This is a genomic window from Alkaliphilus flagellatus, assembly GCF_018919215.1.
Classification (GTDB): domain Bacteria; phylum Bacillota; class Clostridia; order Peptostreptococcales; family Natronincolaceae; genus Alkaliphilus_B; species Alkaliphilus_B flagellatus.
Genome location: NZ_JAHLQK010000001.1, coordinates 273,913 through 286,469 on the forward strand (window position 1 = coordinate 273,913; position 12,557 = coordinate 286,469).

Consider the following 12,557-nt stretch of genomic DNA (forward strand, 5'->3'; position numbering starts at 1 on the left):
AAATGGCAATTAATATGTTTAATGGGAATATAAAAGTAACACACAATAGGCTCCATGCAAAGCCAGATGTTTTGAGCGACGCTTGCATGGAGTAGTATAAGTCGCTAATTATACTGGCTTTGCTTCCTAACTATTAATAGTGAGGAGGAAGCCTACATGAAACAGACAAAAACGAAATATGGAAAAATAAAACAAATAGTATCAAATTTAAAATTACCTGATTATAGATACGAACAGCTTACAAAAGCTATTTTTCATCAAAGAATAGATAATTTTGATGATATGCATATACTACCAAAAGCGTTAAGGATAGCTTTAGTAAATGAGTTTGGAAATAATGTATCTAGTGTAATACCTGTTTTTTCACAAGATTCTAAACAAGCTCAAAAATTGTTATTCGAATTGACTGATGGAGAAAGAATAGAAGCTGTTGGACTAAAGTATAAACAGGGGTGGGAATCGTTTTGTATTTCTTCCCAATGTGGTTGTGGTTTTGGATGTCGTTTTTGTGCAACGGGAAGTGCTGGATTTAGACGCAATCTTACTGCTGATGAGATAACTGACCAATTACTTTATTTCTATTTTAATGACCATAGATTGAATAGTATTTCATTTATGGGAATGGGTGAGGCTTTTGCAAATCCGGAGTTATTTGATGCAGTAAAAATTTTAACTGATCAAAATTTATTTGGGTTGAGTCAACGAAGAATTACTATTTCAACAATTGGCATTATACCGGGAATTCAAAGATTGACCAAAGAATTTCCACAAGTGAATCTGGCTTTTTCACTTCATTCACCATTTGAAAGCCAACGAAGCGATTTAATGCCTATAAATAAAAGATTTCCATTGAATGAGGTAATGAAGACATTAGATGAACATATCATTCATACGGGACGACGAGTGTTTATTGCTTATATTATGCTTGAAGGAATTAATGATTCGAAAGAACATGCAGAGGCAGTTGTAGGTTTATTGAAAAATCGTGGTTCATGGGAGTATTTATATCACATTGATTTGATACCTTATAATTCTACGGACAAAACAACTTTTAAATTTCAATCTTCAAGTGCTATCAAGCAATTTTGCAGTACACTAAAGAAAGCTGGTATTAATGTAACTGTTAGAACACAATTTGGTTCTGAAATTAGTGCTGCTTGCGGACAGTTGTGTTATGAAAATAAATTATGATGTTAGTTCAAAAATATCCATTTGAGTAAAGAAGTAGTCTCATTTTAAAGGTCTTGAAGATTTTTAATTAAATATTGAAGAGTGTTGTATGTCCCTCAGACTTTAGATTTGAGGGACTTTTTGGTTAAGACGGGTGAACTTTTATGCAAGACTAAAGATTAATGTTTATTTTGTTTTATTAATTTTTGCAGTTATAATAAAACTAGATGTATAAATAAAAAAGATTTTACTTGTAAGGCATATTTGAAGCGCAGATTACTTATGTTGGGAGAAGATATATGGAAAATATAATAAATATACTAAAAACAGAATACGGTATAAAATGTCTGTCCGTTACCTCTCAAAAAGGTGGATGGTCGGCTTCGGCATATAAAGTGTCTGATGGTGTGAAATATTACTTTTTGAAGGCTTATGAAAAAAAACAGGGCTTCTACTCATAAGTTAACAGCCACGATTGACATATATATTCCAATTACCATTTGGTTGGGTAAAAATACAAGGATGTCCGACAGAATTCCTGTTCCTGTGGTAACAAAGGCAGGTAATTATAAATGTCAAGATAACCATGCAATTTATCTTTTGTATGAATATATTGACGGTGAAACTATTGGTGATGATGAATTGACATATGAACAAGTAGTACAACTTAGTGATATGATTTCGGAGCTTCATTCTTTCAGCAGTACGCAAATACCTTGTGATAGCTTAAAGTTAAGAGAGGATTTTTGTCTACCATTTTTACAGCTATTAAAGGAGCATATTATTCAAAACTTTGAGTATCTTGCTAGTGATCTAAAAGAATTGCTGAAAGAACGAATTGGGTCTATTGAAAAACTGATGCAACGAAAGGAAACATTGATTTAAATAGACTGGGAGGGGTTGAAAGTTGCTCCACCCGAAGCTGATCTTATGTTTTTAAAACAAAAGCCTTACTATAAGTGTTTTTTAGATATATATAAGGAAAAACATCCAGACTTTCAAGTGAACACTGATACAATGGAGTTTTATTTGGCTAGGCGTATGCTAGAGGATACTTGGGAGCTTACTGAGGAATTATTGTTTGATTGTCAAAACGAAGAAAGTCGTTCTCAAACGCTAAAATACCTAAAGGCTTTGTTAGATGATATGGAATTATAATTGAAAGCTCACAAATTCCAATTTATCTTTATAAAATATGAGAATTTTCCTTATTATCAACATAGAAAATAAAGGCACTGAGATATAAAAATCTTGGTGCTGTTATTTTATAAAAATGCAAAATTAAATATAAAAACTCAAAGAGGCGAAGTCTTCGGTCAACTTTGTAATCGATAGGCTTCGCCTCTTTTTTATACCGTGCGTCCAGCAAAACTGGACCACACTTGCTGGTGAAAGTCCAGCACGGGTAATTGCCAAGAAGGCCTGGTACTTTTTTAGCATATACAGTTCCTTTTTCAGCTAATAAGATATCTATTTTATGCTAGTTTCTGAAATTGGCTCATATACAAATTCTCATAAAAACCCTTCTTCATCATTAACTCATCATGAGTACCTTGCTCAACAATGGCTCCATTATTCATAACAAGGATTAAATCTGCATTTCTAATTGTAGAAAGGCGGTGAGCAATAACAAAGCTTGTTCTGCCTTTCATAATATTCTTCATGGCAGTTTGTAACATTGACTCAAGCCTTGTATCTACTGAACTTGTTGCCTCATCAAGAATTAAAATAGCTGGATCTGCCAAGAACGCTCTTGCTATGGTTAATAGCTGCTTCTCTCCAGCAGATATATTGGAAGACTCTTCATTGAGGACCATATCATAGCCATCTGGCTGTGTCTTAATAAAGTGATTCACATTGGCTATTTTAGCTGCATTGATAATATCTTCTCGAGTTGCAGTATCGTTGCCGTACTTGATATTATCGGCAATACTTCCGTTAAACAGCCAAGTATCCTGTAGAACCATTCCGAAGATAGAACGAAGATCGTCCCTCTTCATATCTTTGATATTTACACCATCCACCTTAATTCCACCACTATTTACATCATAGAAACGCATTAAAAGGTTGATCAGTGTTGTTTTTCCGGCCCCTGTAGGTCCTACAATAGCTACCATTTGTCCACTTTTAACATCGAGATTTAAGTCCTCAATTAATATATTATCTTTTGTATAGCCAAAGGACACATTTTCAAATGTAACATTTCCTTTTAAATCTTCAATGCTAAGAGGATTTGCTATTTCTGGTACTTCATCCTCTGCTTCAAGAAAATCAAAAACTCTTCCTGACGCTGCAATCGCAGATTGAATGGAGGATGATAATTGCGTTACTTGCTCAAGAGGCTCATTTAACTGCCACATATAACGCACAAATGCTTGAAGCTGTCCAACGGTTATGGTACCAGAAATTACGAAGGTTGTCCCTACAAAAATAACTGCTACCATTGCAATATAAGTGATAAAGGATATTAATGGTGACATAAGGCCTGATATAAACTGTGCTTTGAATCCATTCTCACAAAGATTATTATTAATCTTTTTAAATTGCTCAATGGACTCTTCTTGTTTGCCATATAATTTAATCTCTGTTAATCCTGTATATCTTTCTTGAATATAGCCATTCAAAGTTCCTAAGGCACGCTGTTGATTTCTAAACATAAGAGAAGAACGCTTCATAATAAATCTCATAATAAAAGCACTGCCTGGAAGAATTAGAACAGCCATTACAGCCATAATAGGATTGATATAGAACATTAAGATCACGGCTAAGGTGACGGATAAAATAGCACTTAATATTCTAGATAAAGATTGCTGCAAGGCATTTGATATTGTATCTATATCATTAGATATAATACTTAAGATATCCCCCACGGTACGCTTATCAAAATAACGAATTGGAAGTCTTGTGATTTTCTTTTGAACTTCATTTCTTAAATCACGCATAGAATTCTGTAGCCCAATGGTTAAAAAGTATTGGGATAGAAAATTACAAGTGATATTACCGATATAAATCACAAGCAATATTTTTAAAATCCTAAGAATATAAGAAAAGCTAATGGCTGCACCGAGAACGTTGTTGGCAATATTAGAAACATCATCTTTTAATCTCGTTGTAATTAAACCTTCTACCATTGGTGCCGCTGCTAGAAAGCCTGCATATATAATTAAAAGAAGAATTGAAGCTATAAAAAATTTCAAATAGGGCTTTATATAAGGATATAATTTTTTCATTGCTCTAATTCCTCCTTTCTTAATTGTGAATCTGCAATTTCATAGTAAACACTACATGTTTTCAATAATTCCTTGTGGGTTCCAATTCCTACGACTTCACCCTCGTTTAGAACTATTATTTTATCTGCATTCATTATGGTGCTAATTCTTTGTGCTACAATGAATACAATAGATTCTTTTGTTTCTTCTCGTAAAGCTTCTCGCAACATAGCATCTGTTTTATAATCAAGGGCTGAAAAACTATCATCAAAGATATAGATTTCTGGCTTTCGAATCAGTGCCCTTGCTATTGAAATTCTTTGCTTTTGTCCTCCAGAAAAGTTTTTGGCACCTTCGCTGATATATTCTTGCAATTTGTCTGGCTTATTTTCTATAAATTCTTTTGCCTGAGCTATTTCGATTGCATGGTTCATTTCTTCTAAGGTTGCATCTGAATTACCAAACTTCAAATTCTCTTCGATGGTTCCATGGAACAAAAATGCTTTTTGTGGAATAAACCCAATCTTTTTACGAAGTACATCCATATCATAATCTCGAATATCCACATCATTTATTTTTATAGTGCCTTTTGTAACGTCATAAAACCTTGGAATTAAATTGATTAATGTACTTTTACCACTTCCGGTACTCCCAATAAAAGCAATGGTTTCTCCTTGATTTGCTGTAAAGGATACATCCTTTATGACAGGAAGCTCACCATCAGGATACTGAAATGTAACGTGATCAAACTCTACTTTTGCTTTACCTTTTGTTTCTTTTATACCATTCTTAAGGCTTGTTATAGATGGCTCTTCACCTAATATTTCCTGGATACGATTTGCAGAAACCCTTGCTCTTGGGTACATTACAAATACCATAGAAAATAGCATAACTGAGAACAGTGCATGGAATTGATAATCTAAGAAGGCAACTAATTGACCCACCTGTAAAGTCCCTTTATCAATCATAATGGTAGAAACCCAAAACACTGCCAGCATGGACAAATGTAATAAGAAGAAAAATGCTGGTTGTGTGAAAGAAATGATCTTGAACAATTTCTTTGAATTAGAGGCATATATTTCATTGATTCCTGCAAAACGTTCTGCTTCATAGTCACTTTTTCTAAAGGCCCTAATAACTCTAATTCCCAATAAGTTCTCTCTTGAAATCCTATTTAAACGATCCAATCCTTTTTGCTGCGCATCAGAAATGGGATTGGTCACTTTAGCAACGATAATGACACCTAATATAATAAATGGAAAACTTGCTCCAATAATTAAAGATAGGCTTAAACTTGTTTTTATGGTCATAAATACACTGATAAAAACCATAATCGGTGCTAATAATGCTGTTCTGAAAAGCAAGTTTGAGAATAACATTAGCTGAAATGCATCGCTAGTTGTACGGGTAATCATGGATGATACACCAAATTTATTATATTCTGTATGGGAGAATTTCTGTGATTGTGCAAAAACATCATTTCGAATATCACGAATCATATACGTTGAAATTCTTGAAGAAGCATAAGTAATCAAAATCGTTCCTGCACCACCAATAATACTTACAAGTAGCATGATTATTCCCATTTTTTTAACATAACCGATATCACTATTACCAATACCTTTGTCAATCATTGCTGCCATGATTGTAGGTATACCTAACTGAACAGCAACAAAGCTAAATATGCCCAAGGTATTTAGTAGAATTAATTTGGGATATCTTTTAAGATATTTTAATATTAACTTCATAAATAACCTCCATTGAATAATATGACTTTAATAATATATTTCCAGATTCTTTGACTTTAAGGGACACTTGAACTATTATAAACTATAAGGTTATCTTATAGTCAAGAAAAATAATTCATAAAACACTAAGAGTTCTAGGGAGGTTAATTATGTCTAATAATAAAAACGAATATTTAACCACTGGTGAATTTGCTAAACTTTGTGGTATTCCAAAACATATTTTATTTCATTATGACCAAATAGGATTATTTCAACCTGAAATCATTAAAGAAAATGGTTATCGATATTACTCATTTCGTCAATATGATACCTTTTCTATTATTGCTGCTTTAAAAAGATTAGGTATGCCTTTGAAAGAAATTAAAGAGTTTATGGATAAGCGAAATCCAAATGCTTTAATTTCTTTACTAGATCAAAAATCAAATGAAGTTGTCAAAGAGCTTGTTAGGCTAAAGCAAATTAAACATGAAATTGATGCTTTAAAAAATTTAACGGAAGAAGCCTTAACTTTAGAATATAATAAGATTGAATTAGCTTATCATAAAGAGGTATATGCTCTACGAAGTTCATTAATTGATAGGGGTACAGATAATTCTTATCCTGATTTTATTTCTTCCCTAATTGCTTTTCGTAAAAGTAGTAATGCCAGTATGATTGATTTTTTAGGGGGAGCTCTTACTATTGATAATATTCTTAAGAAAAGATTTAATAGTTTTTCTTATTTATATACTAAAGGTGAAAATGTCCATGGCAAAGATGCCACTTTAGTACGTAGAGAAGGTTGGTATCTTCAAGTTTATTATAAAGGTAGTTATCAAAATATCAGTGAAATGTATACCAAGATTATTGAATATGTTGCAAAACATCAGATTAAGCTAGGCAAACATGCTTATGAAGAATATCTTATTTTTGAGATTGGTGCAAAGAATCGAGATGATTATGTTACTTTAATATTGGTTGAAATGTTAGAATAACTTTCCTTTACAAGTATACTGATATCTGATGTAATATAAGTAAGTTGGAGCGTGTAAGTAGAGGAGTATATATGACACCAAATACAATTGAAACATCAAGATGATATTATATATTAACGACATCATTATTGTCACAACAAGGCATGTTGAAGCCGTAACACTGCTTACAAAGTAAGCAGATGTACGTCTCATGCAACTTAGATAAAAATTAATAATATAAACAAAGTCCCCTAGACGAGTGTTTAGGGGACTTTGTTTTTACCCTTGACCTAAGGCAAATATGGTTTCAGTGATATTTGTAGCAACAGAGACAATTTTCATGGTTGCCCCATGGAGGGTAATTTATCTATCTATTCGGAATAACATATGCAATAAATTCCTTGGGATTGCCTTTGTAGTTAAGAGGACGAATATATAACCTAAGCCGCCAATGATAAGACTATAAACAAAACCGATGGAAAGGTGAAAATTTATTGAAAGAAACCGTTGCTGTGTCATAAAAATTAAGAATATCATCAAAATAGCAGCAAAAAAAGGCTTTATAAGCAAATCTACATATTTGAATTTAATTTTAGTCATTTTCCATAAAGTATAAAAATCCAATATACAAATGGATAATGTACATAGGAAAAATCCTATAAAATACCCATAAATGCCATATGTTGGATTGCCTACAAGGTAATAAATAGCAGCAAACTGAAGACTCATACTAATTATTCGATGAATAGTAGTATTTTTTTGTTTTCCTAGACCATGTAAGATCCCTGAAAAAGTATGCTGCATGGCGAGGAAAACAGTACAAAAACCCATCATATATATTGCTTCGCTGGCCTTTGGATCATTATATAGATAAACTGCCAACGGTTTTGCAAAAAAAACATATAGTGCAGTTAAAGGGATAGACACCAATAGGGTGATTTTTACAGCAAGATGGATAGTATTTCTAGCAGGCTTATAATTTTTCAGAAAAACCTGTTCAGACAAGTTGGGAATAATATTGATGACGAGGGCGGATGTAACGAAATATGGAAGATATGTTAAGGGCATAGCCATGCCCATGACTCTTCCAAAGGTTGCAATGGCTTCACTGTTTGTATATCCTGAAGCCATAAGCCTATGGGGTATTAAGATGGCATTGACAAATTGCAGAATAACATTAAAAAATCCTGATATGGTCAATGGGGCGGATATAGTTAGTATTTGCCATAATAGTTTGGTCATCTTGATTGGAGTAGGGATCACATATGGGAGTCTTTTAGTGAAGCGGGTTTGTATGAAAAGCAGCCATATCAAGTCAAAAAACTCACCTATGCTAATTCCGCAAATGGCAATGAAGGCTCCTTGAATAGGATCTAATGGGTAAATATAATACAGCAAGCCTATAACAATAATAAATCGCGTAACGTGTTCAACAATTTCAGAAATACTGGCAGTACCCATCATTTTTAACCCATAATAATAGCCTCTGATAACAGATGTCATAGAAATCAAAACCATGGCTGGAGGAAGCAAATAAATACAGCGTAAGGCATCTTGATTTCTAAATATCTTCAAAGCAATAAATCTACTAAATAAAATAAGGATCAAACTTAACCCTATGGATAGGGCTAAGGTAAATAATAGAGCCACTTTATAAGTTTTTCTAACAGCATCATAGTTATTTTTAGAATTATATTCTGCGATTAACTTGGATACAGCTGTAGGGATACCGGCAGTGGTAATAATAAGAAAAATCATAAGAACAGGCATTATCATTTGAAATAAACCAATGCCTTCAGCTCCTATAAGCTTTGATAATAATATGTCATAGCTAAATCCAATAAATCGAATAAAAAAATTAACTAATGTCAATAAAATAGATCCATAAACAAAACTATTCTTTTTCAAATCATCACCTCGCCGATATTCACACTGTATGCACAGGATACGTAACTATATATATTATTGTAGATAAGATTAAATACCCGAAATTTCATCAGAAAAATTAGAAGAAAACAATGAGGCTAAAGGGTCTCGTGTCAGGAATGTCAAAGAGCACGGGCAAAGCGAAGTAGGATTGGAAACATTCTACGACGGAAGCCGTAACACTGCTTGCAAGGAATATAGTCTATAAAAAATAAAATTTGTTCGTTCACACTCACAAACTTTATGGCGTACTCAATTTTAAGCTTCGCTTAAAATTTCAAGTACTTAAAACTAAAACAAATTCTAAGTGATTAAAATTTGTTTATAAAGGAAATACTTATACTGACATTATAAAGCAAAGAACATATAAATAATGTGTATTGTGCCTTTATTATGAAATGGGGAAATATATGGATATATTAGAAAGAAAGATATTTGAATCAGTACCAGGTAAACAAGTGACATTAGCACATATTATAGCAAATCCAGATGATCGAATTTTTGAGAAATTAGGCTTGAATGATGAAAGGTATCGTGCAATTGGTATTTTAACCATAACCCCACCAGAGGTTGCAATCATCGCTGTGGATATAGCTAAAAAGACTGCACCTATTAAAATAGGATTTGTTGATAGGTTCAGTGGGTCTGTATTTATCTTAGGGGATGTGTCAGCTGTACAATCTGCTATGGAACAGGTTGTTATTTCTTTAAGAGAACTTATGCAGTTTTCTGTCCCCAAAATAACAAGAACATAATAGGTGGGCATAGAAAATGAAAAAAATTATGTTAATTGGATCAGTTGGAAGTGGGAAAACCACCCTTTGCCAAAGGATTCAAGGAGAGAGCATTAAATATAAAAAAACACAATCAGTTGAGTTCTATCCTCAGATGATTGACACACCAGGTGAGTTTGTCTTACATAGAAGATTTTATAGCGCTTTACAAATGATGGCTGCTAGTTCAGATATTATTGGATTCGTTTGTAGCGTAACGGAATTAGGCCAAACATTTTCACCCCATTTTGCACAAAATTTTACGAAACCATGTATAGGAATTATTACAAAGATAGATTTAGCACCAAATGAAGACGCTATTATAAATGCTGAGAAGAGATTAGAATTAGCAGGTGTTGAGAAAATCTTTCGTCTCTCTGCTGTTGAAGATAAAGGAGTAGCAGAGTTGATAACCTATCTTTCTAAGGAGAAGGAGGGATAAATTGCAAATTTATACTAGAACTGGTGATAAAGGATATACTAAGATAATCGGTGGTATTCAATTAGCAAAAGATAGTCAACGTATAAAGGCATATGGAACTATTGATGAATTAAATAGTTTTGTAGGATATGCTATTACACTTATAAAGAACAATGATTCTTTGAAGAAGGAATTAATACAGATCCAACAGTATTTATTTGATTGTGGCAACGATTTAGCAACGCCAACAGGAAAAGGAACGTACCGAGTTACATCTGCTTTGACAGAATGGATTGAAAAGTGTATTGATGCTCATGCAGGTGTTCCTCAAGAAGTGGAGTCTTTTATTTTGCCAGGTGGTTCACAAGCAGCAAGTATTTTGCATATTTGTAGAACAATTGCCAGGAGAGCAGAAAGAGAGATAGTAACGTTCCAATGGACTAATGATATGAATGAAGAAGTTTTGATATTTGTTAATCGCTTATCAGATTACTTTTTTTCAATAGCACGTGTTGCAAATGCAAATGAAGGCATAGAAGATGTGCTTTATGAAAGAAGTGGAAAGGTATTCCATATGGATTTGAAAAAAGAAGATTTATAATAACTAGGAATACATTTTTTAAAAGGCGTTACAAGATTAAGACTTAATGACATTCTATCTAAAAACAGAGCATAATGGCGTGCTAATTTTTAGTGACGAAGCTATAAGAAAATAATCGGATCAATTTGTTTTTCTATGGCTTTTTTGTTAGAAAGGAGCAGTATGCTATGCAAGAAATAAGATTTGGAACAACATTATATATTGGTACAGAAAGCCTAAAAAGATTATCGGATTTCAAGAATGAAAAGATTTTCATAGTAACAGACTCTTTTATTGCTTCATCAGAGTTACTTCCACATATTAAAAGCTATATTGATAGTAGCACAGAAACAATGGTATTTTCTGGAGTTATTCCAGATCCCCCAATTGATAACATTGTTGCTGGGTTAGAATATAGCAAGGGTTTTCCAGCTACAATTTTATTAGCAATAGGTGGTGGCTCTGCCATAGATGCAGCAAAAGCTATACTTTATTTTGGTAAATTGACTGATAGATTTAGTGAGATACGATTTGTCACTATTCCTACAACAAGTGGAACGGGTTCAGAGGTTACGAATTTCTCGATTATCACCGATGATGAAAAGGAAATAAAATATCCATTGATTACGGATGAAATATTGCCAGATGAAGCTATTTTAGATTCTGGTCTTGTTGCAGGTTTACCACCTAAGCAAACTGCTGATACAGGTATTGATGTTCTTACTCATGCTATAGAAGCTTATGTTTCCACTAGTGCCAATGATATCTCTGATGCTTTAAGTGAAAAAGCTATACGCTATGTATTCACTTACTTAGATAGAGCTTATAAGGATGGAAATGATAAAGAAGCACGTGAAAAAATGCATATGGCATCAACAATGGCTGGAATGGCCTTTAACATAGCTTCACTAGGGTTAAACCATGGTATAGCACATGCAGCAGGAGCACGTTGGCATATTCCACATGGAAGGATAAATGGTATCTTATTACCAAGTATTATTCGCTATAATGCAGGGGTTACTGAAGGGAAATATACTAATAACACTACCCTTGCTGCAAATCGGTATGCAGAAATTGCTAAATTTTTAGGATTAAATGCTGGAAACCCACAAATGGGTGTACGAAGTTTAGTAAATGCAATCCTTGCACTTCAAAAGAGACTCTCCATTCCAAGGAGTCTTTCTGAGTGGGGAGTTAGTAAGGAACAATTTGAATCAGATAAAAATGCAATAGCAGAAGCTGCTCTTGCAGATCGTTGTACAGCAACAAACCCTATTGTCCCAACTAAAGAGGATGTAATTAGTATTCTAGGAAAATTATTTATATAAGTTTTGATTAAATGAGGTGATTACTTGGAGGTAAATGAGAGAATTATACAGGAATATGTTCCTGGTAAGCAAATCACCGTTGCACATGTTATTGCAAAAGCTGATTCAGAACTATATGAAAAGATGGGGATAGTAGAACCTAGAAATGAAGCAGTCGGAATTTTAACTATAACACCAAGTGAAGCATCAATTATCGCTGTTGATATAGCAACAAAAGCCGCTGAAATAGAAATTGGCTTTGTTGACAGATTTTCAGGTGCAGTGGTTATAATAGGGGACGTTTCCTCGGTTAAGATTGCTTTAGAAAACATTTTAGAAACCATGGAAAGTCTTTTAGATTTTACTGTTGTACCTTTATCTAGCACTTGAAGGAATAAAAACTATAATTACATTTAAAAATTAATATATAAACTATGACAACGAGATCATAGATAAAAGCAAAGGCGCTT

Annotated in this window: 12 protein-coding genes; 9 read left to right on the top strand and 3 right to left on the bottom strand. The window is 33.3% G+C overall.

All coding sequences use genetic code 11. The features are described from left to right. The first annotated feature begins 156 nt into the window (after positions 1-156). From KQI88_RS01215 to KQI88_RS17940, 3 genes are all read left to right on the top strand, one after another. Positions 157-1,191, top strand: coding sequence for a Cfr family 23S rRNA (adenine(2503)-C(8))-methyltransferase (locus tag KQI88_RS01215; RefSeq protein WP_216414542.1), 1,035 nt, complete (start codon positions 157-159; stop codon positions 1,189-1,191). Between the two features lie 411 nt (positions 1,192-1,602). Beyond that, on the top strand, positions 1,603-2,055 hold the full coding sequence (locus KQI88_RS17935) for a hypothetical protein (RefSeq protein ID WP_246579074.1): 453 nt from the start codon (positions 1,603-1,605) through the stop codon (positions 2,053-2,055). Positions 2,056-2,070: 15 nt separating this feature from the next. Continuing rightward, positions 2,071-2,328 carry a hypothetical protein gene (locus KQI88_RS17940; protein WP_246579075.1) on the top strand — a complete coding sequence of 86 codons (258 nt, stop codon included), beginning with the start codon at positions 2,071-2,073 and terminating at the stop codon, positions 2,326-2,328. 317 nt (positions 2,329-2,645) lie between these two features. Here KQI88_RS17940 and KQI88_RS01225 read toward each other — a convergent pair whose 3' ends face one another. Continuing rightward, a complete protein-coding gene (locus KQI88_RS01225) occupies positions 2,646-4,400 on the bottom strand; it encodes an ABC transporter ATP-binding protein (protein ID WP_216414543.1) in 1,755 nt (584 codons plus the stop codon). Next, a complete protein-coding gene (locus tag KQI88_RS01230; protein WP_216414544.1) occupies positions 4,397-6,127 on the bottom strand; it encodes an ABC transporter ATP-binding protein in 1,731 nt (576 codons plus the stop codon). The genes KQI88_RS01225 and KQI88_RS01230 overlap by 4 nt, the downstream gene beginning before the upstream one ends. Positions 6,128-6,276: 149 nt before the next feature. Here KQI88_RS01230 and KQI88_RS01235 point away from each other — a divergent pair, with 149 nt between their 5' ends. Continuing rightward, the gene (locus KQI88_RS01235; RefSeq protein ID WP_216414545.1) at positions 6,277-7,101 is read left to right on the top strand and encodes a MerR family transcriptional regulator; all 825 of its coding nucleotides are present in this window, start codon (positions 6,277-6,279) and stop codon (positions 7,099-7,101) included. 342 nt (positions 7,102-7,443) lie between these two features. On the opposite strand, the gene KQI88_RS01240 is transcribed toward KQI88_RS01235, so the two are convergent. Then, complete coding sequence (locus KQI88_RS01240; protein WP_216414546.1) at positions 7,444-8,988, bottom strand: putative polysaccharide biosynthesis protein; 1,545 nt, start codon at positions 8,986-8,988, stop codon at positions 7,444-7,446. Positions 8,989-9,416: 428 nt separating this feature from the next. Here KQI88_RS01240 and KQI88_RS01245 point away from each other — a divergent pair, with 428 nt between their 5' ends. The 5 genes from KQI88_RS01245 to KQI88_RS01265 all read left to right on the top strand — a co-directional run bounded on the left by KQI88_RS01245 (position 9,417) and on the right by KQI88_RS01265 (position 12,477). After that, positions 9,417-9,761 (top strand): BMC domain-containing protein, encoded by a 345-nt coding sequence (locus tag KQI88_RS01245; protein ID WP_216414547.1) that lies wholly within the window; start codon positions 9,417-9,419, stop codon positions 9,759-9,761. 16 nt (positions 9,762-9,777) lie between these two features. Continuing rightward, positions 9,778-10,221: a EutP/PduV family microcompartment system protein gene (locus KQI88_RS01250; protein ID WP_216414548.1), complete on the top strand. Its 444-nt coding sequence runs from the start codon at positions 9,778-9,780 to the stop codon at positions 10,219-10,221. A gap of 1 nt (position 10,222) precedes the next feature. Next, a complete protein-coding gene (locus KQI88_RS01255) occupies positions 10,223-10,801 on the top strand; it encodes a cob(I)yrinic acid a,c-diamide adenosyltransferase (RefSeq protein ID WP_216414549.1) in 579 nt (192 codons plus the stop codon). Between the two features lie 167 nt (positions 10,802-10,968). After that, positions 10,969-12,108 carry a 1-propanol dehydrogenase PduQ gene (locus KQI88_RS01260; protein WP_216414550.1) on the top strand — a complete coding sequence of 380 codons (1,140 nt, stop codon included), beginning with the start codon at positions 10,969-10,971 and terminating at the stop codon, positions 12,106-12,108. A 24-nt stretch (positions 12,109-12,132) separates the two neighbouring features. Beyond that, a complete protein-coding gene (locus KQI88_RS01265) occupies positions 12,133-12,477 on the top strand; it encodes a BMC domain-containing protein (protein WP_216414551.1) in 345 nt (114 codons plus the stop codon). Positions 12,478-12,557 lie beyond the last annotated feature (80 nt).